The organism is Pseudomonas cichorii (assembly GCF_018343775.1).
GTDB lineage: Bacteria > Pseudomonadota > Gammaproteobacteria > Pseudomonadales > Pseudomonadaceae > Aquipseudomonas > Aquipseudomonas cichorii.
In genome coordinates, this window is the sequence record NZ_CP074349.1 from 5,167,527 (window position 1) to 5,191,169 (window position 23,643).

Annotated in this window: 20 protein-coding genes and 1 pseudogene; 6 read left to right on the forward strand and 15 right to left on the reverse strand. The window is 53.4% G+C overall.

All coding sequences use genetic code 11. The annotated features are described in order from the left end of the window. Positions 1-40: 40 nt before the first annotated feature. The 4 genes from KGD89_RS21985 to KGD89_RS22000 form a co-directional block, all read right to left on the reverse strand. The gene (locus KGD89_RS21985) at positions 41-1,369 is read right to left on the reverse strand and encodes a DEAD/DEAH box helicase (RefSeq protein ID WP_025261917.1); all 1,329 of its coding nucleotides are present in this window, start codon (positions 1,367-1,369) and stop codon (positions 41-43) included. 113 nt (positions 1,370-1,482) lie between these two features. Beyond that, the gene (locus tag KGD89_RS21990; RefSeq protein ID WP_025261918.1) at positions 1,483-2,094 is read right to left on the reverse strand and encodes a 3'-5' exonuclease; all 612 of its coding nucleotides are present in this window, start codon (positions 2,092-2,094) and stop codon (positions 1,483-1,485) included. A gap of 29 nt (positions 2,095-2,123) precedes the next feature. Further along, positions 2,124-2,600 carry an NYN domain-containing protein gene (locus KGD89_RS21995; RefSeq protein ID WP_025261919.1) on the reverse strand — a complete coding sequence of 159 codons (477 nt, stop codon included), beginning with the start codon at positions 2,598-2,600 and terminating at the stop codon, positions 2,124-2,126. Positions 2,601-2,741: 141 nt separating this feature from the next. Next, a complete protein-coding gene (locus tag KGD89_RS22000) occupies positions 2,742-3,428 on the reverse strand; it encodes a DUF2076 domain-containing protein (RefSeq protein ID WP_025261920.1) in 687 nt (228 codons plus the stop codon). Positions 3,429-3,628: 200 nt separating this feature from the next. Here KGD89_RS22000 and KGD89_RS22005 point away from each other — a divergent pair, with 200 nt between their 5' ends. Both KGD89_RS22005 and KGD89_RS22010 read left to right on the forward strand, forming a co-directional pair. Then, positions 3,629-4,279, forward strand: a complete 651-nt coding sequence (locus KGD89_RS22005) for a YciC family protein (RefSeq protein ID WP_025261921.1) — start codon at positions 3,629-3,631, stop codon at positions 4,277-4,279. Positions 4,280-4,315: 36 nt separating this feature from the next. Next, positions 4,316-5,488, forward strand: coding sequence for an endonuclease/exonuclease/phosphatase family protein (locus KGD89_RS22010; RefSeq protein WP_025261922.1), 1,173 nt, complete (start codon positions 4,316-4,318; stop codon positions 5,486-5,488). A 21-nt stretch (positions 5,489-5,509) separates the two neighbouring features. Here the strand turns inward: KGD89_RS22010 and KGD89_RS22015 are convergent, their stop codons facing one another. Then, positions 5,510-6,550, reverse strand: coding sequence for a zinc-dependent alcohol dehydrogenase family protein (locus tag KGD89_RS22015; RefSeq protein ID WP_025261923.1), 1,041 nt, complete (start codon positions 6,548-6,550; stop codon positions 5,510-5,512). A gap of 163 nt (positions 6,551-6,713) precedes the next feature. On the opposite strand from KGD89_RS22015, the gene KGD89_RS22020 reads away from it, so the two are divergent. Then, on the forward strand, positions 6,714-7,196 hold the full coding sequence (locus KGD89_RS22020) for an Lrp/AsnC family transcriptional regulator (protein WP_025261924.1): 483 nt from the start codon (positions 6,714-6,716) through the stop codon (positions 7,194-7,196). Positions 7,197-7,217: 21 nt separating this feature from the next. Here the strand turns inward: KGD89_RS22020 and KGD89_RS22025 are convergent. The 3 genes and pseudogenes from KGD89_RS22025 to KGD89_RS22035 form a co-directional block, all read right to left on the reverse strand. Then, positions 7,218-7,376 (reverse strand): annotated as a pseudogene (locus KGD89_RS22025) (aminotransferase class IV); the annotation flags it as partial. A gap of 25 nt (positions 7,377-7,401) precedes the next feature. After that, the gene (locus tag KGD89_RS22030) at positions 7,402-7,695 is read right to left on the reverse strand and encodes a hypothetical protein (RefSeq protein ID WP_236249424.1); all 294 of its coding nucleotides are present in this window, start codon (positions 7,693-7,695) and stop codon (positions 7,402-7,404) included. Between the two features lie 236 nt (positions 7,696-7,931). Continuing rightward, positions 7,932-10,037, reverse strand: a complete 2,106-nt coding sequence (locus KGD89_RS22035) for a TonB-dependent receptor (protein WP_025261926.1) — start codon at positions 10,035-10,037, stop codon at positions 7,932-7,934. 156 nt (positions 10,038-10,193) lie between these two features. On the opposite strand from KGD89_RS22035, the gene KGD89_RS22040 reads away from it, so the two are divergent. Next, a complete protein-coding gene (locus KGD89_RS22040) occupies positions 10,194-10,934 on the forward strand; it encodes a DUF4198 domain-containing protein (protein ID WP_025261927.1) in 741 nt (246 codons plus the stop codon). Between the two features lie 288 nt (positions 10,935-11,222). Here KGD89_RS22040 and KGD89_RS22045 read toward each other — a convergent pair whose 3' ends face one another. The 7 genes from KGD89_RS22045 to hrpB all read right to left on the reverse strand — a co-directional run bounded on the left by KGD89_RS22045 (position 11,223) and on the right by hrpB (position 22,962). After that, positions 11,223-11,633, reverse strand: a complete 411-nt coding sequence (locus KGD89_RS22045; RefSeq protein ID WP_025261928.1) for a hypothetical protein — start codon at positions 11,631-11,633, stop codon at positions 11,223-11,225. Between the two features lie 1,523 nt (positions 11,634-13,156). Continuing rightward, on the reverse strand, positions 13,157-13,636 hold the full coding sequence (locus KGD89_RS22050; RefSeq protein ID WP_143008684.1) for a hypothetical protein: 480 nt from the start codon (positions 13,634-13,636) through the stop codon (positions 13,157-13,159). A gap of 337 nt (positions 13,637-13,973) precedes the next feature. Continuing rightward, complete coding sequence (locus tag KGD89_RS22055; protein ID WP_025261930.1) at positions 13,974-14,519, reverse strand: hypothetical protein; 546 nt, start codon at positions 14,517-14,519, stop codon at positions 13,974-13,976. 390 nt (positions 14,520-14,909) lie between these two features. After that, positions 14,910-15,347 (reverse strand): hypothetical protein, encoded by a 438-nt coding sequence (locus tag KGD89_RS22060; protein WP_236249423.1) that lies wholly within the window; start codon positions 15,345-15,347, stop codon positions 14,910-14,912. A gap of 384 nt (positions 15,348-15,731) precedes the next feature. Further along, positions 15,732-18,575, reverse strand: a complete 2,844-nt coding sequence (locus KGD89_RS22065) for an RHS repeat-associated core domain-containing protein (protein ID WP_025261933.1) — start codon at positions 18,573-18,575, stop codon at positions 15,732-15,734. Beyond that, a complete protein-coding gene (locus tag KGD89_RS22070) occupies positions 18,572-20,035 on the reverse strand; it encodes a DUF6531 domain-containing protein (protein ID WP_081741992.1) in 1,464 nt (487 codons plus the stop codon). Before KGD89_RS22070 ends, KGD89_RS22065 begins: the two co-directional genes overlap by 4 nt. A 392-nt stretch (positions 20,036-20,427) precedes the next feature. Next, on the reverse strand, positions 20,428-22,962 hold the full coding sequence (gene hrpB / locus KGD89_RS22075; protein WP_025261935.1) for an ATP-dependent helicase HrpB: 2,535 nt from the start codon (positions 22,960-22,962) through the stop codon (positions 20,428-20,430). On the opposite strand from hrpB, the gene KGD89_RS22080 reads away from it, so the two are divergent. Together KGD89_RS22080 and KGD89_RS22085 are read left to right on the forward strand one after the other, a co-directional pair. Beyond that, positions 22,946-23,119, forward strand: coding sequence for a hypothetical protein (locus KGD89_RS22080; RefSeq protein ID WP_155951539.1), 174 nt, complete (start codon positions 22,946-22,948; stop codon positions 23,117-23,119). The two genes, hrpB and KGD89_RS22080, sit on opposite strands and share 17 nt — an antisense overlap. A 103-nt stretch (positions 23,120-23,222) precedes the next feature. Beyond that, positions 23,223-23,642: a hypothetical protein gene (locus tag KGD89_RS22085; RefSeq protein ID WP_025261936.1), complete on the forward strand. Its 420-nt coding sequence runs from the start codon at positions 23,223-23,225 to the stop codon at positions 23,640-23,642. The last annotated feature ends 1 nt before the right edge of the window (position 23,643 follow it).

The window sequence follows — 23,643 nt, forward strand, 5'->3', positions numbered from 1 at the left end:
CCTTCGCGACTGAAGTCGCTCCTTCATTGGGCGCGAAAGATCAGGGCTTTTTCTTGCGCGGTCCGGTGTTGAACACTGGCACCTTGCGCACGGCCTTGACCACTGGCGCGGGCTCGCTATCGCCGCTGTCGACCCACTTGCCCAGATTGCGCTTGCTGCCTGAAACCTTGGGCTTTTTCGGTTTCTTGGGTTTCTTGAGTATCTGCCCGCTGGCGTCGGTGGTCGGCACACGATGCTCGGGCTCGAAATCCTGCTCTTCCTTGCGCACCAGCGTCTGGCGGGTCAGCACTTCAATCGCCGACAGCAGTTCGACTTCATCGGCGCAGACCAGCGAAATCGCTTCCCCGGTAAGACCGGCACGCCCGGTACGCCCGATGCGGTGAACGTAATCCTCGGCCACGATAGGCAAGTCCAGGTTGACCACGGTCGGCAGGTCATCGATATCCAGACCACGGGCTGCCACGTCGGTAGCCACCAGAATCTGTACTTCGCTGGCCTTGAAGCGATCCAGAGCACGCTGGCGAGTCGCCTGGGGCTTGTCGCCATGGATGCCGTCAGCATTGATGCCCAGCCCTTGCAGACGCTCGACCAGTTGATCGACGCCGACACGGGTCTTGGCGAACACCAGCACCTGGCTCCAGCGCTGCTTTTTCAGCAGATGGATGAACAGCTCGCTCTTGCGCTTCTTGTCTACCGGTACTACCCACTGCTTGACCGAAGACGCCGCCACATTGCGCGGGCTGACTTCAATGCTCAGAGGATCGTCGAGCATCTGCGAGGCCAGCAGGCGGATTTCGTCCGAGAAGGTGGCGGAGAACAGCAAAGTCTGACGACGCTTGGGCAGCGCGGCATAAATCCCGCGCAGTTCTTCGGCAAAGCCCAGATCCAGCATGCGATCGGCTTCATCGAGGATCAGGGTTTGCAGTTGCGAAAACTTGACCGCGTTCTGACGGTGCAGGTCCAGCAGACGGCCTGGCGTGGCGACCAGAACATCCACGCCCTTGCGCAGCTTCATCATTTGCGGGTTGATGCTGACGCCGCCATACACCGCATAAGTGCTCAACGGCAGATGTTCGGCGTATTGGCGAATGCTTTCATGCACCTGCTCGGCCAGCTCACGGGTCGGGGCCAATACCAGAGCGCGCACCGAATTGGGGGCAACTTTCGGGCCTTCCATGGTCAGGCGCTGCAACAGCGGCAAGGCAAAACCGGCAGTCTTGCCAGTGCCGGTCTGGGCGGCGGCCATCAGGTCACGGCCAGCCAGCACCGGAGGAATCGCCTGTGCCTGAACAGGCGTCGGGGTCTGGTAGCCAAGTGCATCGAGGGCACGCAGCAAGGGTTCGATCAGGCCGAGAGAGGCGAATGTCATGGGGGTACCGTAGGGAAATTCACTGCAAGGCGCGCAGTTTACCCTGTCCGGCCCTCGCAGGTTAGCTCGCGCGTGCCGATAACGATCGACAGATAAGAAGCAGCAACGGAAATCTAAAACCCACGCTGACGCTTGAGCGCTTCACTGATTTTTGCAGCGGGGACTTTCTGCAGCGAGCACAGCAACTGATGGGAAACCCCGGCGATACCGTGGGTCTGGCGCAGTTCGTTGGTCAGGTAAGCCGTCAGGTTGGCGGCCATCTCGGCATCGGCCATAGCCCGGTGAGCCTTGCCGGTGTTGGGCAGGCGGGCATAGCTCGTGAGGGTGCCGAGCTTGTGGTTGGGTGCTCCCGGCATCAGGCGGCGCGCCAGCAACATCGAACAGGCAAAGCTTTGCTCGCGGGTGCGCTGGATGCGCGAGAGTTCATAATCCCAGAACTTCTGGTCGAATGAAGCGTTGTGCGCCACCAGCGGCGTTGCACCAACAAAATCACAGACATCATTCATTACCCGATCGGCCGAGGGTGCCGTGCGGATCATGTTGTTGCTGATTCCGGTCAGGCCTTCGATAAAGGCTGGAATACGCACCCCGGCGTTCATCAGGCTCTGATAGCGATCGACGATACGCCCCTGCTCCATGATCACCACGGCAATCTCGGTAGCCCGGCAGTTATGGCCGGGAGAGATACCGGTGGTTTCAAAGTCAATGACAGCGATACGTTCCAACACGGGGTGCAATCCTTAAAAAATGACCATCATTTGAGCAACAACGCGCCTTCGATGGGAATGTAGCGGCTGGCGGCACGAATCAGTGAGTTGGCCGTCAACCCCGGAACCCCGTAGGCCACAGCCTCGACGCCGTGCTTGGCGATGATGCGTTCGAGCAGCAGATCGAAATCGCCGTCACCGGACGCCAGCACCACCTCATCCACCTGCGGCGCGACGTCCATGATATCGATGGTGATCCCCACATCCCAGTCGCCTTTGGCCGAACCATCACTGCGCTGGATATATGGTTTGAGTTTGACGGTGAATCCCAGGTTGCGAAGGATCTGCTGGAATTGTTGCTGTTTGCTGTCACCGCGATCGATGGCGTAGGCAAACGCCTCGACTATCTGCCCGCGCGAGCTGATGTCCGCCCACAACGCGGCGTAATTGAAGTGACAACCATGCGCCTGGCGCACGGTGTAATAGAGGTTCTGTACATCAGCAAACACCGCGATCTTCTTCACCGCAATTCCTCATGACGCGGACAAAATTCGTCAGCCGGTGCAGCAGTATGCCATGAGATGAAAAAGACCGCGGCTCAAGCAGCGACGGGCAAACCACCTCTACACGTCATGGAAGCAGGTTGCCCGCGACACCATTGCGACTCAGACGAAGGAATCATCGTCCGAAAACATGCCACCGCCATCGTCATAGTTGTCATCAGCCATGTATTGCTGATCCTGCTGCCCCCAATTGCCCGAATCATTACTTTGCATGGGCTGATCGTGAATGACTTCAACTATTTCCTCAGGCTGGCTGTGGTGCCCAAACAGGCTACTGATACCTTGCGCCAGCATCACCCCGCCCGCCACACCGGCTGCGGTCTGCAGAGCACCGCCCAGAAAACCTGTGCCTCTGGGCGCAGCAGGGGGTGGTGCATAGCCACTTTGCTGCGCAGGTGGCGGGTTGAAACCGGCACCATCACGCCAGCCACCGCCGCTGGAAGCCGGGGCAGGCTGGGACTGCGGAGCACGTGACGAGCTGCCACCGAAAATGCTCGACAGAAAACCACCACTGGCCGGGGCAGACGAAGCCTGACCCCTGGCCTGCTGGAGTTCGGCCTGAAGCTGCTGGATCTGCTCGTCGCGTTGCCTGAGCTGCTGATTCAACTGGTTGACTGCCGCTTCCTGAACCAGAATCGCCTGCGCCATGTAATAAGGAGCGCCGGGCTGGTGGGCAAGGTGCTCCTTGATCCGCGCTTCGGCCCCTGGGTCACGGGGAGTCGAGGCTGTTTCGGCACTTTTCAGCTTGGAGAAAAGTTCGTCGATCAGGGTTTGCTCTTCGCTGTTCATGGCGACCTCGCTGGATTGCCGTTGGAAATCTTCGTCCAGTCGAATGAGTGGACTTCACTCAGGTAATGGGGCTGGACAAGCGCGCTTCAACCGGATGAACAAAAAGTTAAGAAAGCCACCATCCCTGTCATTGCCACTCTTGGTTCGACAAAAGGCATGGGCTACAGTGTCGCCTGCTTTTTTGCCTGCGACTTATCCACATGAACCCGCTGAACGTTATCCAGGACTCGCTGTACTTCTTCCGGCAAAACCTGGGAAGCATCCTGATGCTGTGCCTGCCGCTGGTGGTACTCGAAGCCCTGGCCAAGCAGGCCCTTGGCAATGAGGCCCCCTTCGCTTACGAGCTGTTGATCGGCCTGCTGTTCTATCCGCTCTACACGGGCGCCCTGATCCTGTTTCTCGATGCCCGCACGCGAGGCGAGGCTCCTGCGACCCGAGACCTGCTGGCAATGACCCTACGCCTGTGGCCGACCTTCGCCGTGCTGTCGGCCATCAGCACTCTGCTGATTCTGTTCGGGCTGTCGCTGTTCGTCATTCCCGGCCTGTGGGTGATGGTCAAGCTGGCTTTCAGCGAGTACCTGCTGGTGATGCGCAAGCTGACGCCCTTCATGGCGATGCGCGAAAGCATGCTGATGACCACCGGCCATTTCATGCGCATTCTGGCCTGTGTGCTGGGAGTCTACATTCCCCTGTCATTGCTCGAAGGCCTGGGGCTTTACCTGTTCCCAGAGCCCCAGAGCCCTGCGGCATCCCTGGTACTCGACAGCATCGGCAGCTTCCTGCAACTGTTCATTACTGTCGTGATATTCCGTCTGTTCATGCTGATCAGCGAACCTTCGAACAAGGCTTGAGCCACGAAACGGCTGCCAGGGACTGGCAGCTCGGCTATGCTCGTTCGCGAACCCGACACCGAGCGCCATGCGCTCCAAGCCGAGCCGATGCCCCGTTTACTCTTACGCCTGACACTCATTGCCCTGACCCTGACCGGCCTTGTGCTGGCAATGATCCATAGCCTGACCTGGCGTCCGGAAGACCGGGAGCCGGTCACGGCCATCTGCACCTCCCAGGCACCACCGCTGATGCCGGGCCAGGCACTCAAAATCATGACCTGGAACATCCAGTATCTGGCGGGCAAGCGTTACGTCTTCTGGTACGACATGGCCGATGGCAGCGGCGAGGACGAACGCCCGACCCACGAAGATATCGCCTACGACCTTGATGAAGTGGCACGCGTCATCCGGGACGAACAGCCCGATGTCGTATTGCTGCAGGAAGTCAGCGACGGTGCCAAGAATGCCGATTATCAGAACCAGCTGGCCCTGCTTCAGGAGCGAGTCACGGACCTGTATCCGTGCAGCACCGAGGCGTTCTACTGGAAGGCCGACTTCATCCCGGACCTGCACATCCGCGGCAGCGTCGGCATGAAACTGGCGACCCTAAGCCGCTATCGCATCGATCATGCCGAGCGGCTGCAACTGCCGCTGCCTGAAACCAATATCATCAGCCGACAGTTCAAGCCGCGCCCCGCCTTGCTGGTGAGCTACCTGCCCTTGCGCGATGGTGAACGGCTTGCAGTCATCAACACCCATCTGAGCAGGCCAACCCGTGACGACGACACGCTGCAACGCCAGATCCAGGTCACCGGCAAATTGCTGGACACCCTTGAAAGCAGCGGCACGCCCTGGCTGATCGGCGGTGACTTCAACCTGCTGCCGCTGGGCCAGTACCGGCGCCTGCCCGCCGAGCAACAGGCCCCCTATAACCCCGACAGCGAATTGCATGCGCTCTGGGACAAATACCCGATGATCCCCAGCAACAGCGAAGCCAGCGGTATCGACCGTGGCCAGTGGCTGACCTTCTTTCCCAACGACACGCGAGTCAACGGGCCGGACAGAACCGTCGACTACCTGTTCCACAGCCCGAAACTGAAGCGTATCGGGGCCAGGGTCCGCCGGGATGACACGCTGCTGATTTCGGATCACCTGCCGGTCATCGGGCGGTTCCTGTTGCCCGTGCTGGAAGAGAAGCCCAACGCCTCTGATCTTGTGCCCGAGCGCTAGCCCGAACGATCAGGGTCGGGATCAGAACTCCGTTACAACGGTTACGCCTGTCGTCTCGAACCGGTCCATGTTCACCAGTGCATCGATGGACTGCTCCAGGCTGATGGTTTTGCCGACGAGTTTCTCCGGAGCCAGTTTGCCGGAGCTGATCATCTCGATCATCGCGTCATAACGATGCGCCTGCATGCCGTGGCTACCGCAGATTTCCAGCTCATAGGCGATGACCTTGCTCATCGGAATCGCCGGTTTCGCATGGTCTGCGAGCATCAAACCAACCTGGACGTGCCTGCCACGACGACGCAGATTATTGATGGAGTTGAAGCAGGTGGTCGGATGGCCCAGAGCATCCAGCGAAACATGAGCGCCACCCTTGGTGATTTCCAGAACGGCCTCGGTGACATCCGCAACGCGGCTGGCATTGACCGTCGCAACAGCACCGAGCGAGCGGGCCAGTTCAAGCTTGTCATCCGAGATATCGATGGCAATGACGTTAGCCCCGATGGCTTGAGCAATCATGACTGCCGACAGCCCCACACCTCCACAGCCATGAACAGCAACCCACTGACCCGCCGTAACCCTTCCCTGATCAACGACCGCCCGGAACGAAGTAACGAAGCGGCAACCCAGGCTGGCCGCCGTCGCGAAATCCATGCGCTCGGGAAGCGCGACCAGGTTCAGGTCAGCCTTGTGGATACCGACGTATTCGGCAAATGAACCCCAGTGAGTGAAACCCGGCTGAAACTGAGTGTGGCAGACCTGCTGATTGCCGCTGCTGCACTCAGGACAAGCACCGCAACCACCCACGAACGGCACAGTCACACGATCACCGACCTTCCATTTAGTGACGTCCCTGCCCACCTCGGCCACAACCCCTGCGAGTTCGTGTCCCGGAACATGCGGCAGTTGAATGTCCGGATCATGCCCCTTCCAGCCGTGCCAATCGCTGCGACAAACACCCGTCCCCTGCACCTTAATGACAACGCCATGGCGCTTTGGAGTCGGGTCTTCGACGGTCATGAGACGCGGCGGCAGGGAAAAGGCTTCGTAGACTACAGCTTTCATGAAAAACACCTCTGCTGGGACAGGCACGACAACGAAAAAACACCGACTGAATAGCGCCTCCAGTATGAATGAACCCGGTGAAATTACCTTTCAAGCTGCAATTGACGCCGCACAACAACTGAAATTAAATTTCATTTAAATATTCAAAATGAAAGATTCCGCCATGATTGAACAGCTGGATAAGGTAGATATTGCAATCTCGGATCGACTGCAGCGCAACGGCAGGCTGTCGAATGTCAAACTGGCGGAGCAACTTTCCCTCAGCGAAGCCTCTTGCTGGCGAAAGCAGAAACGCCTTGAAGAAGACGGAGTGATCGAGGGCTATCAAGCAATCCTGAACCGCAAGAAACTGGGGCTTGGGGTGATGGCATTCGTGCAGATTTCCTGCACGGACCATAGCGAGGAAGCTACAGCCAGGTTTGAAAAGATCATTGAATCGGCACCGCAAGTGCTCAGTTGCCACAACACAACCGGCGAGGCGGACTTCCTGCTTCAGGTGGTTGCCAAAGACCTGGACAGCTACAGCCGGTTCGTTGAAAAAGTCCTGAGAAAACTGCCGGGCGTGTCGAGCATTCGCTCGAATCTTTCATTGCGCGAGTTGAAGACGACCAATCGGTTGCCGGTGACGGAGTTGTTGAGTATTTAGAGGCCTGACCCAACTGGGGTGGATACCGCCAATCGGTGTGATAACCGCCGCTGTTCCACAAGCGCCTGCCTCCTTGTAATCGCCCAGGTTATCGATGTAGACATCCTCTTCCACAGCATTCAGCCCCAAGCGGCTCTGGGCCAGCTTGATCAACGATGCGCGAGTGATGCCAGGCAGTACCAAAACAGCAGCCCTTTCAAGGCATTCAACGAGGCAACTCCTCAAGCACCCGGCGCGCATAGTGCGAAGTCGGGAAATTGAAGCGTGTCTGTGAACTCTGCGGAGCGCCCAAATGCTTGTGGACATAATCTCTGGCGCCGGCCAGATAGGCTTCGTCGTCCAGACGCTCCAAGACTTCGATATCGGCAAGCACCGTCGATATATGTTCGCCAAGACGCTCGGCATCGAACTGGAGACGACCGGATTCATCCTCGACCAACGCCTTGGTATTCATCAATATCTCTAACAGTAGAATCCCTGTCCCGACATCGAACGTCATGTGCTGCTCCGAGCCTTTCGGGTAACGAAATATACACTCCAGCAGAATGAACTCGGAGATCTCCTGTCAGAAACGAGCGCTGGCCGGGACAGGCTCTGTACGAAATGTTTTCGAGCGAAGGTGAGCCTGTTTAACGCAGAACACCGAGAGCAGATACATCTTGTACAAAGCCTGGAAGCCGACCCGAAAGCCGGCACCGGGCTGCTATCGCACCATGTTCAGCATCGCTTCAATGATCAGAAGAAATACCTGACCGACGCGCCTAAGGTCGTGGAGGGTTGAGGAACAATCACTAGCCCGGTGCTTGTGCCATAGGCGACTTCAGTGCCGTAACGATGGGGCTGAAAGGTGCCGTAAACACTGAATTGGTACTGATCATAGTCGTAGGACGCACGAAGGTCATACCGGGTATAGAGCGGCATTTCCTTTTTCTCGGTGCCAACGTAGTAAGGGATGCCGGCAAGATGGTATGCATCGGCGTTGAGCGTCAGTTGTCCAGCCATGAAGGTGTCGCGGTGCTGAACGCCCGCCTTGTAGGTGTGCTCAGGCACTGCCAACTGCTCGCCGGTGCCAGGTGAAGGATTGTTGATCGATGCATCGATGATTCGGCCATAGCTGGCGTAAGTGCTGATTGTAGAGGTGACCTGGTAGTTGAAACTGGTCTCCACGCCCTTGCGCGTGGTGTCGCTGACCTGTTCAAAGACACCGGGCGAGGTTTGCAGCGTTTCGCTGTCGTTCTGGATGTAATAGAACTCGGTGGTACTGGAGAGGCGCTCGGTAGGACGCACAGTGAAGCCGATGTCATAGGACGTGACTTTGCTTGGTCGAACGCTGCTGTTGATCCGGCCTCCAGTCTCGCTCAGTGGCAATGCGCTGCTGCTTCCTGAACTGATGTACTCCGCCGCTGGTGACCGGAAGCCTTGAGCCGCGTTGGTGAACAGCTCGAACTGCTCGGTCGGCGTCCACACCAGGCCAAGCTTCGGCGTAGTGACTGAACTGTTGTAACCGGTATCAGCATCGCGGAACTTCAGATTCTTGATGTCGTAATCAAAGCGGTCGTAGCGAATGCCAGCCAGCAATTTCAACGAATCGACCGGCTTGTACTGCCCTTGGGCGAACACGCCGTAAGTGATCAGATCCTGATCGAAGTCAAAGTAGTAGTTCTGCGTCGGTTCGAAGTTACGGTACTGCTGGCGGAAAGCGTCTCCCTTGTCGCGGCGCACATCGGCACCGACCATCAGCGCCGCCGAGTCTTTGTAAACGAAGTTGTAGGCGACGCGGCCGCCGTAGATATCGCGGTCATCCTTGCCATAGTTGTGGGTGTTGGTGCCATTGGAGATGCCGCGCACGCGCTTGAAATCTTCAAAGTACGCAGTGTAAGACAGGCCTTCCTCTCCTTCTGCGGGGGTCCGGTTAAAGACGTAGGTGTTTCGGTTGGCGTTGCCGAAGCCATACAAATTATCAGTGTCGCGACGGCTGATCGTGCCCGCCTTGAGAGCAGGGAGGTTCAAATAGCCGTCGTTCTTGAAGTCCGACTCATAGTGGCTGAAGCGGGCCGAGTACTTGGCATCACCGATGACCTTGGAGAGCTTCCAGAAGTAGTTGTCGCGGTTGGTCTCGGCGGCCTTTCGATAGCCGTTGGTCTTGTAGGCGTCTGCGATGAACAGCGATTCAAGGCCGTCATGCTCTCCACCCAGCACCAGGTTCGCACGGCGGCCATCAAAGCTGGCGATGTCCATGCCGATGCTTGAAGCCACATCACCGCCATCGAGCGTCTCGATGTTCACCGAGCCTGCGCGGTTCTGATCTCCAGACAGCGCTGATACAGGCCCCTTGATAACGTCGACACGCTTGATCATCTGCGGCGTCAGCCATTCCAGGAAAACCGGGCCGTGACCGGCCCCACCCTGGCTCGATGGAATGTTCTGCGGTACGCCGTCGACAGTGACCGCCACGTCAGCACCGTGAGTGCCATTGGTGGTGAAGCCGCGCATACGAAAACCATTACCAGTGTCACCCTGGTCAATATTGTTGGCCACCACGCCCGGCACACGACGATAGATGTTGGAGATATCACGGTCGACGTTGAGCGTGCGAATGTCTTCCTGGGTAATCGTGGACACTGCCGTCGGCAGGCTTTCCGGTGCGTTGCTCACCTTACTGCGTGTAAGCGGCTTGATAGGCCCGGAACTGCTTCCTTCACCTACGACTTCAATCGCATCCAGCTCAGTGCGACTCTCCGCCCCTGATTCCGCTGCCGCAACCGATACACACGAGAACATGCCGGTCAGCGCTGCACTTGTAAAAACCCCAACCCTGGCGCGATGTGCAGATCTGTACATGAAGCTATCTTCCTTAAAGATGTTATGTAGTAACATGCTACCACCAACATGTTACATTATAACAAATAGCAATTTAGACACGTTTTCAAACCAAGGCGTGGGCACAGGTCTGAGCAGGCATGTTTTTGCTTCCCTGGCGTTTGAAAAGCTTCACTCATGACATCAGGAAGACCTATGAGATTTGCACTTTCACTGGCTGTAGCAATGGGCGCTCTAAGCACTGGATCAGCCTTTGCCCATGGCATCTGGACGGAAACACGCTATGGCCATCTTGAGGTCGTTTATGGGCATGGCGCAGAGGATGAAGCCTACGCACCGGAGAAGATCAAAGGCGTATGGGCCTACGATCAGAACGGTAAGGGGGTGCCCGTCACCGTTGAGCGACTGGGCGATCACGCTCGCCTGGTGCCTATAGCAAGCCCGGCAGTCGTGACCGTCGCACTCGACAACGGCATATGGAGCAAGGGCAAGGATGGGAAGTCCGTCAATGCTCCGATGGCGGAAGTACCGGGCGCGGTCAGTGCCAGCCACAGCTACAAATACAGCCTGGCAATTCTGGAACCGCACGCCCGTATACCCGATAACTTGAAGCTAGCGATGGTCATTCGCCCATTGAAAGACCCAATGGAGGTCGGTGTTGGTAACCCACTACCTGTTGAAGTGACTATTGATGGCAAGCCAGCCGCCAACATTGCCCTTCTCGATGACTATCGTGGAATGTCGGATGCCAGTAGCACGAAGACCGATGCGCAGGGGCGTGCCAATATCGTCATTCGTAACAACGGGCTGAACATTATTGCCGCCCAAGCCAGAGTGCCGGCAGTTGACGAAAAAGATATCTCGGAACGCAGCCTGTTTACATCCCTGACTTTTGTTGGTGAAAGCCACCGGCACTAATAAAGGCGAGGGAATTACAAACGTCGGGACGACGTCATGAGGGGCTGGCTCCTGAAAGAGTTCGGGAGACCAGCATCGGGGTTCAGTGCAGGGTTTTGAAGGTGGGGTTCGTGAGGCGGTGACATAGGACAGATCTGGGACAACTTTCGCTATCAGCGGTGAACAGGGGATTGGGGATATCGCCGCTGCATTTAAGCGAAGGGTTGTGGACGGAACGCTACGACCTGGGGAGCCGTAACGTTTCGTCCAGCGCGGGTCAAATGACCCGCGCTACAAGGCTTTACGGCTTTAGAAAAAGCCGAATGAGATGCTGGCCTTAAGTTGAGAGACATCTGCAATAACAGTCGTCGACAAATATCCTTCTTGTGACTCATCGGACGCAGCAACCGGTAAGTCAAAATGAATCTCGGAAAACTCTGGTTGGATCTGACTTTGTATCTGGAAAAGATGATTGATTCCCCCAAGATGCGTGAGTAACGCAGGGAGCATCTCGCATAACTCGTAGTCATTTAAGAAGTCCAACGAGAAAATTGCGTAAGATCGAGTTAATCGTGTTTTGACACCAGGTTTTACTGGCTCACCACGATTTCCGAGTCTTGATGCAGCCACACCTACAAGAGCAACAACTTCCTCAGCAGTGAGATCAAAGCCTCTGAATGTCAACGAAACTGATTTCGTTCTAACGGACAATGAACTCATAACTGTTCTTTCCCTGAGTCATTCTTACCATCCCATATCCACTTTTGCCCCGTTGTCTTATCGTTATAGATATTCACTCGACCATCACCTCGCCCCTTATTTGCATCGTGAGCATCGTTATATCCGGCGTCCTGAGCCGCAGCATCTGCGGCTTTGTTTCCTTTGATCTTGTCTAAGTTATTCTCGTCCGGCTCTGCTGGATTGTTTGCCGCATCCGAAGCCTAAGCTATAAGCTCAAGGCTGAAACTCTTGGCTAAAATTATTATCGTCGCCCCATAAACTGGCTCAATTTCCAAAAGACTCAATTTACCGTCACGAACATAAGATAATTTTTCTGTAGAACGCCCCATTCAAGTTCAGATAAACTTGAAGCCTTACCTCTCATCAGAAAAAATAGACGCTTTGATGTATCTGAATTGCTCCTATCAAGATCGTCGCCATCAAATCTATTTACTCGATCAATAATATTAGAAATTCGCATTTCATTCGCAACGAAATCATCGACGCCAGTTGCGATAATCTATTGTCTACCTTTGCCATCGCATGCACATGCAACATTAGTTCTTATTTCTTTGTTCAATGCATTGACGTGTACGCTATCAATAGTTGACTCGACCAAAACTCCCCAACTGTTCATATCAGCTCCTTCTTATTGCACGGTGAGTAGTTACGACGGAGATGCTCTCCACCCCCGTTTTCCCACTCATGAACGTGCGGCGTTTCATGACCTTTGTGTGGCTGGTCATAATCCCTTTTGGGCTTACCCTCATTATGGATATGCAGATAAAAACTTACCTTACCCACATCACCAAGCGAAAAGAGCTTCCGTGTAGCTCCCCCCTCTAACGTCTAACAATATCCTTTTAAAGAGATTGCTTTTTTAAATGAATATTAAAACAACTTGTGTTGAAAAAATCAAAAAACGAGAAAACATATACTATCATTTATCCAACTCCACTGGGCGAGTACTCCAATTGGGACCGGGAATACCTCCCATGAGACCGCCCCAACCGCATACTGTTCCGTCCGGATTTAACTGAGCTCCTGCCAAGACTCCTGCGCGCCCTGGGACCCCTGATACAACTCCACCACTTGGAATATTCTGCCTCCAGTCCTCTTCACAGCTAGTATCTAGAGGCGGTGGCAAAAGACATATAGCGAAGGAAACACCGGCAAAAAGCCGGTGCCAGAGAAATCCCTCTCTGTAAAATTTATAAAAACTATAACTTACTTATAAATCCAGCTTCCACTTTTATGTAATCTCCCGATTGCATTTCAACAATTAGAGCATGCTCCCCCCCCTCATTAACAAGGTAAATTGCCTCGTTAATTGAAACACTTTCACCCCAAGGATTCCTTCTTGGTATGGTTACACTCTTTAGCTCGTTGATCTCGATAAATCTAACCATGGACATCGAGTCCTTAAGTTCGATTTTTGCCACTCCACGAGCCCAATCAACGTGAATCGACTGTAGGGTCCAATCATGCATTTTCTTCACCAAACAAAAAGCTTTTCTTTCAGCCTACACCTCGGAGAGGAATAGAAATCTTTCGTCAGGAATATCAACATTGATAAGAAAATCAAAAATATAATCAGCCTCATCCCGAACAAACAAGAAGAGGTATTGATTACTTGGCGATATTGCCGCTTGTTTCCCCAAAAGTTTGTTCAGAAATATTCGCGGCTTCCACAGTACTATTTCACCATCGGGGTGTAGACGATAGACAACCCCTTTCCGCCCACCTTCTTTAATAGCCGGTTTAACAGGCACAACATCCCAATCAACTCTATTATCTCCGGCAGACACAACCAAATGCCATCCATTATTAAAACTTAAAACTAAAGAATCACCACCTAACTCATAAGCGACTACAAAACCACCCCCAATCAAATCACATTTTTCTTTACGCTCCTTCGTCACCCTAGAAAGAGCAACTGCGTTAGGCAGCGAGTCATATGCATGGGGAGTAATACCTCGGACAACACTTACAACATGCTCCACACAAACCTCCGCACCTTAAACCGAACGCTTAACTACCAGTACCTTTTACCCTAGGTGATTCATGACCACCAGCACACTTTCCAGCTTGAATTCAGCGACAAGCCCGATGCTGCACCCGACACAAAAACACCAACCCTATACAAACTTTTTATTCGACTACCACTCCAGAATATTCAGCCGTTTAACAACCCCACTTATTCAAAATAAGACACTTGGATTTGGGGCTGCGACTATGCCCAAATTATAGGCATGCAGGTAAAAACTTACTTTACCCACATCACCAAGCGAAAAGAGCTTCCGTGTAGTTTTCTCTCCCCTAACGCCTAACAACATCCTTTCAAAGAGATTGCTTTTTTAAATGGATATTAAAACAACTCGTGTTGAAAAAATCAAAAAAACAGGAAGATAGATTATCATCATCTACAGAGATCACACCAAACCCTGTGTCGTCGTGTGGATACACAATTACGGATGCAGCCTTTGAAAATATAAATAAATGACCGCACACACCGCCCAACGCCATAATTATGTAGCAAGCACTAGCAAGACCAGACTGTCTAAAGTCATTGCTTTTCAATGGCAAGACTCTAAAACTGCATGACTCATCATATTCATCACTAATGAAGCCAGATGCAGACTCTATAAAACTCTCAAAATCAGCACCTTCATATCCATAGATTTTTTTTAGCTCACTCCCACTCCCCTTGAAAGCCATTGTAGTAAATAAGACAACCTCGCCCCCAACCGAGCTAAGAAAACTTTCAAAAATATCGAGCGCATAATCCGCTCCCGACCTGGCATCATCCCCGGCATGATCAATATACCCTAGAAACCCCTTAGAAGATGAGTAACTATGCAAATCTATACATTTAGAAATATCCATCACTCACTTATCAATATTAATAATTGCTCCGCCATCAGATACAGTAATTTTACTTCCTTTCTTAGTAGAAACACTAGGCTTCGGCCCGCTCCATGCTGCAGCTACCGAAAGATAGGTGGGGCATGGGGCCGATACGTTTCATCAGTAATCAGGTGAACAGGAAAAACCAATCTGATTGACGAATGAAGGTCTTGAGCGAAGGCGACAGATAACCGACCAATTGGTTAGGTAGAAATTCAAGTGGGGCATCGATCTGATTCAGAAATTTGATTTCCTATCGTGGGTACAAGACAACATATCACTTACATATAAGCTTCATAAAGATGAGAGCCTACTTACTAAAAACACTGAAACCTAGCACTAAAAATACACCATCCGCCTAAAATAGTATCACCTCAAACAACTTCCATCTGGATTTACAGCATCCTCATCCACTCTATTCGGATAGTAAACTTTCTTTTCATCCAACTCATAAAAAACAATTCCATGAATCCCCTGCGAATGTAATTTTCGCACAGGGCGACTCCATATACTATTGAACACCCTATCAAGTTCCGACTCGCTTTCTCTCGAATAAACCTCATCAATAAAAGCGATATTTGTTCCCTGAGGAAATATTTTATCAAACTCTTCCTCTGTGGCTGAAAAGATATCGTAAACACAATTTTTTGCGCCATCTATTATCTGGATATTTTTCATATTATTGCCTTGCAATTGACGAGATCGAACATTTCTATTTCCATCTCCGAGTGCTTTCACATCCTCCATGCACTCTTTACAGGCAACAGATTTAGGGAAAAATCGATCTGATGGGATAATTTTCGCCATTCCTACCTGTGAAGAGGTACTTCAGAGCCACAAAGCGCGCTCAAACGCAGGAGTGTGTGAATGCTACGGCCTGGATGGAGGTCATAGCATTCTTTTCCGCTCGGGCCAAATAACTCACACTACAAGGATAAAAGCTGATCTGCGAACTTCTCCGTATGGGGCCTATCTCCACTCAGTCCCATTGCAATAGTCTCTACTGACCATAGATATTCGATGACTACTTCTCTATCAGCCTTATTTTCTATAAGCTTACATAGTTCAGGAATGTATCCATCGTACTCACCCATTTCATCCGAATAGACTGAAACACCGATAGGATCCCATTGCTTATGAATGGCCACCCGTACCTGATCATATAGTGCAGACTGTATACTAGTATTCATTTCACCTAACTCCAGGTATTACTGTAATTACGGTTCCGTTCTGAGAGTTTACAACCACATTGACCTTATTCGAATTATCAGTATAAACCGTGGTGTTTGGCTTATTCCCCGGAGCGCTAGTACCATTTTTTATGGTGCTCTCTATTACCGATGGCGTGTAGCCACGCTCCTGCATTCTATCAAATGCATGACCACTGTAATTTCTGCCATCGATAGTACCTGGAGGGTTTCGCGAACCAGGAGCATTAAGGTTAACGAAATTAGAGCTTTGTCCAGATCGGCCTACTGGTGTACGAGCGGATAACCCGGAAGGAAGAGGGCAATACGCCGTTTCACCTTTTGGGGTTAGACCGCCCTTGAGTCCCCCAATTGGCCCAACACCGCCAACTGGACTACAGGTCAAACCCTCAAAGCCAGGCGTACACACATTTCCACCTAGCCCATCATCCACTACCAGTCCAGACGGATCTGAATAGCTCAGCGGGTTACCCAGCACATACCCGTAAGTATTCAATCCCCCCTCAAGCCCAATCGGATCACTCTGCACATACCGCCCGGTATCCGGATTGTAATCACGATAGTAGTTATAGTTCAGTTGTGTCTGCGCATCGTAAATCTGCCCTGGAAACCGTAGCGCTACGATCGTCGCCTTGCCATCACCGTCCACATCTTCTTCAGGCGCTCCTACGCCATACGCATCGCTGTTCCAGCGCCATAGCAACGCTTGTGTGCTATCAGTTGCCAATCTTGGTGTATTCAGATGGTCAGAATGCAGGTAGACCAGCTTGCTGTTGCTAATCTCTCCTAGCGACGAAAAATTGACCGTCAGTTGGGCAAGGGGCATGTCATCCAGCCAGAACCAATATTGGCCGCTGGTTTTCAGGCCGTTAGCATCGTAAAACGTCTGGCCAATGAGCTTGCCGCTCAGGTCATACAAATACGCTGTAGTGCCTATAAGCGCCTGGCTACCCATTTCGTAAGTACGCTTGGTAATGCGTTGCCCCAAGGCGTTGTATTTGTACTCGGCGACTTGGTAAATGCTGGCTTGATGAACCTGGCTCAGCCGCCCCTGGCTGTCATAGGTATAGCGTCGCCCGTTGAGTTGAGTGTGATTACCGATCAGATCCGTTGCTAATGTCGAACCATTGAGGCTGACCAGTCGATTGCTGTCGTCGGCGTAAGCCAGGGACTGGGTTTCACTGCTATCGCTGCTGTTCAGGTTGCTGGTAATGCGCTGAGTCCGGTTACCGGTGGCGTCGAAGCTATAACCTTTCCTGGTGGTGTTGGTCTGCTCCTGAGTCAAACGTCCCAACGCATCATATTCGTACTGCACCGCCCCCCAGAGGCTATTGGTCGTAGCACTGATATTGCTGTCAGCGTCATAGCGATAAGTCGTTTGCCAGTTACCGACTTGTTGCTGTGTCAGTAGATAGTCCTGATCGTATGTTTTCGACAGCAGGATGCCGTTGCCCCAGGTCAGGGACTTCAGCGGGCCAAAAGGCAGATACGCGATACTACTGGCCAGAGTGACTGTTCTACCACCGAGTGTTAGTTTGATACCGGTCACTTGGGCTGCGCTGTTGCGGGTGTACGTTAAAGCTATATTCGACGGGTATCCGATCTGAACAAGATTATTGGCTGCATCATAGCCATAACTTATATTTTCGTAATAATCCCCAGCATTGACACCTACCGAACGGTGTTGGTTGGTCAGATTGCCTTTGGCATCATATGTGTACGTCAATACACCTGCACTGTCCTGAATGCCGGTACGGCGGCCGATACCGTAATTTCCATTAGAGGTCTGGTCATAGAGAAATTTGATATTAAACGCAGGAGTAGCTGGATAGTTTTTGCTGACCAAACGGTTCAGCGCGTCATACTTATAGTCGGTCACAACACCACGGGCATCGGTACTGCGAATAAGATTATTGGCTTCATCATAAGCGAAAGTACTGGTGCCGGAATCTGCACTTATACTGCTGGTCTGATTGCCTTGGCTGTCATAGGTGTATCGTGTCGTTACGCCACGCGGATCGACAACTTGTGTGACCTTATCATCAGGGTTGTAACTCAAGGCAGTAACGCCCTGCAGGGGATCAACAATCTTACTGAGACGATTCAGGGCATCGAAAGCCTGCTGCGTTTTGTGATCACGCGCAGTGGTAGAGCCAGCCTGATTGTCATTCAGGTCGTAATCATAACGCCGGGTCTGGTTATCAGCACCCACCGCCTTGATCAAACGTCCCAACTCGTCGAACACTCGCCGCTGGAGGTGAACAATGGCTCCATTGCTGTCTTTTATAGTGTCCGAAGTGCGGTTACCCATCGAGTCAAGCGTGTAGTCAATGCTTTCACCGAGCAGGTTCGTCACCCCAATAAGGCGTCGCGCGTCGTCATAGCGGTACTTTATCCAATTACCATCAGCCATGGTGATTTGCAGAATATCGCCGACTTCATTATAGCTATACTGCGTGGTCGATGAGTCAACTGTTCGGCTGGCAAGCCATCCTTGCGGGGTATAACCAAGTGTTGTGGCTACTCCATTAGGATCGGTGACAATCTGTGGATTGCCATAACTGTCGAAATTACCAAGGGTATAAACATGGCCAAGCGCATTGGTGACAGTCGTAAGATTGCCTTGAGCATCATATGCATACAAAGTAATGTCACTTACATCCGTTCGGGCACCGTCGACACTTGCGACCTGACCCAAAGATGTATAAGTGTGATTGATAGTGCTGGCATGAGCAGAACATGCAAGCCATGCGCAGGCGAGGCCTGCGATCAGCTGACGCGAAGAAAAAGCAAACATACTCAGGTCCTTCAGACAATAATTACTCATCGGGAAGTGACCTGCCGAGTGAGTTCCCGTCCTTGATTGTCGTAGCTATATGCAGTAATACGATTGGGTTCAATAACTTTAACTGGTAATGATCGTTCAGGATCCCACTCAGTTGACGTAGTTCGAGCCACAGCAGTCCCAGCTGCTTCAGTACGACTAGCCTCCAGGCCACGAGCATTGTAGGAGTAGGTTGTAATCAGTCCCTTGGCGTCAGTTTTGGTCAATATCTGGCCTTGGGAATTATAGGTGTAGGTCGAGTTACTGGCTGGGCAATTTGGAGTTGGCTCACCTTCGATTGCAATGATTCTCTTAACACCATCAATCTGCTTATAACGGTACACCGTAGTTTTGCCTAGCTCATTGGTTACCGAGCTGGAACCATCTGCATTGTAAGCAATCTGGGTCAGCCCTGCTCCACCGCTGTGCTGGCTACTAATGGCTCTGCCTCTTTCATCATAGGACCATGTAGCAAAGCGAACACCGCGCTCATCGGTAATCCCCGTCAGCAATCCAGCGTTGCGCGTATCTTCATAATGATAGCTTCGGGTTGAAACCACCCCATTTACATTTTTTGAAAGACTGGTTAAGCGCTGAGCTTGATATAGATACTGTATCTTCGTCCCGCCAGATTCAAGCGTTTTTATCTGACCGAGAATATCTTCAGAAAATTTTACTGACTGGCCTGCTTCATTAGTGACGGTGACATTATATTTATCACGCGAAACGTTGTGCACTAAACCTTGCTGATTGACGATCTTGGTCAGCTGCCCACCTTCAGAAAAGCTCATGATCGAGCCATCCAGGGATTTGAAAGTCCACCCTGCATCAGTAACAACCAGTGAACCCAGATCAGTAGAAGAGGAGTACTTACCATCAGCCAATTTAAACAAAGACTCTCGCCCATCCGAACGGACTAGAACCACAAAATCCGTACCAACATTCAGAGTACTTGAATAGCTATGCCTCCAAAGCCCATCCATACTATTATAATAGCGCCCGACAACTACAGGACTAGCAGCTCCAACCCTAAAATCCTCTTCATACTGAAACTTGTTACCGGTCGCGGCATTAATTGGATTACCGACTTGCATAGAGGGGCTTTTGCAGGACAACTCATCGTCCTCTGCACCTTTTTGCCCATTAAAACTGCACTGCGCTGTTGTATAATTTAAAGTAGCACCTCCTTCACAAGAAATTGTTTTTTTAAAAATAGTCCCCCAATGATTACCCCACCCTCCAACAGTCAAATAAAAGCACTCATACCCCCACGGAGTATCCCTATTAAGATGCGGCGCATATGAATTACTCCCAGCGGGCGCATACTCATAAAATAGATACTCACATCCTTGCCACGGCTTTGAAAATACAGTAATACTCCCATTCGGCCCCGAATCCCAGTAAGTAAACTCTTCCGCCTTCAAGCCCGAGCAGCTAATAGCAAAAAATAAAAACAACGCCATCCCAAAACACTTCATATACCTGTTCCATCCAGTGAACACACTATAAAAGCCTATCAAACTTTCAAAAACCACTTTAATTCACGAAGCCCTCCCCATGCTAAAGCCAATACATTCCGCTACACACTGAGCAAGAAAAACCCCAAACAACTTATTAAAAACCACAGCACCACTGCCCCTGCCAAGCTCTGCCAAAATAGTATTTATGATACGCACGCGGCAGTCAACAACCGCCGAGACAACATTAACTCTAAGTGTAAGTGAGTCATCCTCTTTAAATAATGCAGCCACTCTCCAGCTGTAAAAACTCACCGTACATTCAAAGAAATTTACCGCCTTCAATCACGTCTCGCGGATAAATCCGCTCCTACTCAGCACGGTAGTTGATATTTCCGCTAACTCTTCCTCGGCTTAACCCGCGCAGTAGCCTCCGCCACCAACGGATCATCCGGCCAGTAATGCTTCGGATACCGCCCTTTCAAATCCTTCTTCACTTCCGCATAAGTACTGCGCCAGAAGTTGGCGAGGTCTTGCGTCACTTGCACAGGGCGGCGGGCCGGGGACAGGAGGTGTAGTTTGACGATTTGCCGTCCATTGGCGATTCGCGGGGTGTCGGACAGGCCGAACAGTTCTTGCAGGCGGACGGCGAGGATCGGGGGGTATTCGCTGTAATCCAGGCGCACCGATGAACCGGAGGGCACGCTCAGGTGATGAGGGGCCTGTTCGTCCAGGCGCTGGGGCAGCGGCCATGGCAGGAGGTTGTGCAAGATCGACGAGAGATCCAGATTGCCGAAGTGGCTGAGTCGGGTGACTTTGCCCAGATATGGCAGCAGCCAGGACTCCAGGGTTTCGAGCAAGACGGCATCGCGAACGTCCGGCCACTCGCTGGCGTCCTGCTTCTCCAGATCCAGTTGGCGCAGCAAAGTCACGCGGGCTTGCCATTGGCGAAGCTCCGGCGTCCACGGCAACAGTTCCAGCCCTTTGCGTCGAACCAATCCCAGCAAGGCCTGGCCTCGGGCGGACTCATCAAGGCCGGTCAGTGGCTCGCGGCTGAGGATCAGTTCGCCGACCTTGCGCTGACGCTCGGCGCGCAATACGCCTTCGCGCTCATCCCAATCCAGTTGATCGAACTCGGCCACTTGTTCAGAGAGCACGGAATCGAACAGCGCGGGATCGAATTCCGCCGCCAGATAGATCCGCTCTTCGCGCTGGCCCTGACGACTGCCAAGGTCGGCGATCACCAGCCAGGGTTGTTTCATCAGCGCATCGACTTCGGCAAACAAGGCTGCGCGACCGTTGGCTAATCGATATTCGGCACCACCCGCACGGCGTTGCTGCGCAACCCGATCCGGGTAAGCCAGCGCCAGCAGGCAACCCAGCCAGCGTGAATGATCGGGATCGCTGACTGGCGTTGTGGCAGCGCCCCTCAAATAACCACGATATTGACGCGCCAGTTGTCTGGCCCGCTGCACACCGCCTTGAGCACCACGGGCGGCACGTTCGCTTCCGGCCAGCAAGGTCAGGCGGCTGTGCAAGTCGGCTCCGGCACCGCGCAGGATATCCCGCTCGCCCAGCAATGCCGCGACATCACAGGCCAGTTCACCCAACCCAAGTGCATGGCCGCGCAACAGCAGATGAGCGATTCGAGGATGCGCAGGGACTTGCGCCATCGCCTGACCATGAGTCGTCAACTTGCGCTCCTGGCCCTGCGGGTCGCTCAAGGCACCCAGCCTGACCAGCAGATCCTGGGCCTGTGCATAAGCCGCCGCTGGAGGTGCATCGAGCCAGACCAGTTGAGCGGGCATCACGCCCCAGCGCGCCAGTTGCAGTGCGAGCCCGGCCAGATCCGCCTGGAGGATTTCCGCCGAGCCATAGGCGGCGAGCTGGTCATGCTGGGCTTCGGACCAGAGTCGATAACAGACGCCAGGCTCCAGACGCCCTGCCCGACCGGCTCGCTGGGTCGCGCTGGCGCGAGAGATGCGCTGTGTGTCCAGGCGTGTCATGCCGCTGCCCGGATCGAAACGCGGCACCCGCGCCAGACCGGCATCGATCACGACCCGAACGCCATCGATGGTCAGGCTGGTTTCCGCGATATTGGTCGCCAGCACAACCTTGCGCGAGCCCTTGGGCGCAGGTTCGATGGCTGCACGCTGAGCGGCAAGGTCCAACTCCCCATGCAGCGGGCAGAGCAGGATATCGGCACGCTCGCCCAGGGCCTCGGCCAGTTGCTGATTGACGCGCCGGATCTCGGCCTGCCCCGGCAGAAACACCAGCAGACTGCCGGGCTCATTACCCAGAGCATCGAGAACGGCCTGCACCACACGAGGCTCAATGAATTCGCCAGGCTGAAAGGGTCGCCCCCACTGCATCGCTACCGGAAACATGCGTCCTTCGCTGCGCACCACTGGCGCATCGTCCAGGAGCGCGGACAGGCGCTCGCCTTCCAGAGTGGCCGACATCAACAGAATCTTCAGCGGCTGCTCGTCGCGAAACAGGTCGCGACCGTTGAGGCTCAGGGCAAGCGCCAGATCGGCATCCAGACTACGCTCGTGAAACTCATCGAAAATCAGCAGCCCCACGCCTTCCAGCGCCGGATCATCCTGCAGACGCCGGGTCAGAATCCCTTCGGTGACCACTTCGATGCGAGTCTTCGGGCCGACCTTGCTGTCCAGCCGGATCCGGTAGCCAACAGTTTCCCCCACCTTCTCCCCCAGCTCACTGGCCAGCCGCTCGGCCGCAGCTCTGGCGGCCAGACGACGAGGCTCCAGCATGAGGATCGTCTGCCCGGCCAGCCACGGCTCATCGAGCATCGCCAGCGGCACTCGTGTGGTCTTGCCCGCGCCGGGCGGTGCTTCGAGGATGGCTTCGTGGCGGGAGGTCAGCGCCTGGCGCAGGGCCGGCAGGACAGCATCGATGGGCAAGGAAATCATGGCGGCTCCAGAACAGGCGACCGATTATAAGCTGCACAGGCGTTTGCAGAAGGTCAGCAACAGCGGATTTACCCGGGGAAGCGTTATTTCTGGCGGCCTCTTCGCGGATGAATCCGCTCCCACACAGCAATCGCCCCATTTCCGCGGCGAAAGCTAACGTGATGAATATATGTTTACTCGAAGAACCAGCAGAACACGCAATAGTCTTAGCGACGTAGCCTTTGCCTTGTATAGTTGCCACCTCACTTCAGGAGTTCTCCATGCGCATTCCATCCCGTTTTATCGGCGGCGTTCTGGTCGCCACGCTTTTGACTCAGATTTCTGCGTGCGGCAGCATTTTCTATCCTGATCGTCGCGGACAGATCGAAGGCAAGATCGACCCAGCCATTCTTGCTCTGGATGCCGTCGGCCTGTTGTTCTATGTGATTCCGGGCGTTATTGCTCTGGCTGTGGACTTCACCACGGGCGCGATCTACTACACGCCGACCGGGCATGCGCAGGTCGATCCGCAGAAGCTGCAACCGGCGATCAATGCTGACGGCAGTGTCGACAACAGCAAGCTGCAAGCCATTCTGGAAAGCGAGCTGGGCCAATCCCTGCCGCTCAACGACCCTCGCCTGATCCAGTACAAGGGCAGCGTCGAGCAACTGGCCACACTGGGCCTGAAACCTGCGGCTTGAG

Bases quoted from the DNA above. Each gene is read 5' to 3' on its own strand.
- KGD89_RS22040 (WP_025261927.1), top strand. From the start codon at position 10,194: ATGACATCAGGAAGACCTATGAGATTTGCACTTTCACTGGCTGTAGCA.
- KGD89_RS22070 (WP_081741992.1), bottom strand. From the start codon at position 20,035: ATGGCGTTGTTTTTATTTTTTGCTATTAGCTGCTCGGGCTTGAAGGCG.
- KGD89_RS22080 (WP_155951539.1), top strand. From the start codon at position 22,946: ATGGGCAAGGAAATCATGGCGGCTCCAGAACAGGCGACCGATTATAAG.
- KGD89_RS22030 (WP_236249424.1), bottom strand. From the start codon at position 7,695: ATGACGTTCGATGTCGGGACAGGGATTCTACTGTTAGAGATATTGATG.
- KGD89_RS22065 (WP_025261933.1), bottom strand. From the start codon at position 18,575: ATGAGTAATTATTGTCTGAAGGACCTGAGTATGTTTGCTTTTTCTTCG.
- KGD89_RS22085 (WP_025261936.1), top strand. From the start codon at position 23,223: ATGCGCATTCCATCCCGTTTTATCGGCGGCGTTCTGGTCGCCACGCTT.
- KGD89_RS22035 (WP_025261926.1), bottom strand. From the start codon at position 10,037: ATGTACAGATCTGCACATCGCGCCAGGGTTGGGGTTTTTACAAGTGCA.
- KGD89_RS22045 (WP_025261928.1), bottom strand. From the start codon at position 11,633: ATGAGTTCATTGTCCGTTAGAACGAAATCAGTTTCGTTGACATTCAGA.
- KGD89_RS21985 (WP_025261917.1), bottom strand. From the start codon at position 1,369: ATGACATTCGCCTCTCTCGGCCTGATCGAACCCTTGCTGCGTGCCCTC.
- KGD89_RS22015 (WP_025261923.1), bottom strand. From the start codon at position 6,550: ATGAAAGCTGTAGTCTACGAAGCCTTTTCCCTGCCGCCGCGTCTCATG.
- KGD89_RS22005 (WP_025261921.1), top strand. From the start codon at position 3,629: ATGAACCCGCTGAACGTTATCCAGGACTCGCTGTACTTCTTCCGGCAA.
- KGD89_RS22055 (WP_025261930.1), bottom strand. From the start codon at position 14,519: ATGGATATTTCTAAATGTATAGATTTGCATAGTTACTCATCTTCTAAG.
- KGD89_RS22020 (WP_025261924.1), top strand. From the start codon at position 6,714: ATGATTGAACAGCTGGATAAGGTAGATATTGCAATCTCGGATCGACTG.
- hrpB (WP_025261935.1), bottom strand. From the start codon at position 22,962: ATGATTTCCTTGCCCATCGATGCTGTCCTGCCGGCCCTGCGCCAGGCG.
- KGD89_RS22010 (WP_025261922.1), top strand. From the start codon at position 4,316: ATGCTCGTTCGCGAACCCGACACCGAGCGCCATGCGCTCCAAGCCGAG.
- KGD89_RS22060 (WP_236249423.1), bottom strand. From the start codon at position 15,347: ATGGCGAAAATTATCCCATCAGATCGATTTTTCCCTAAATCTGTTGCC.
- KGD89_RS22000 (WP_025261920.1), bottom strand. From the start codon at position 3,428: ATGAACAGCGAAGAGCAAACCCTGATCGACGAACTTTTCTCCAAGCTG.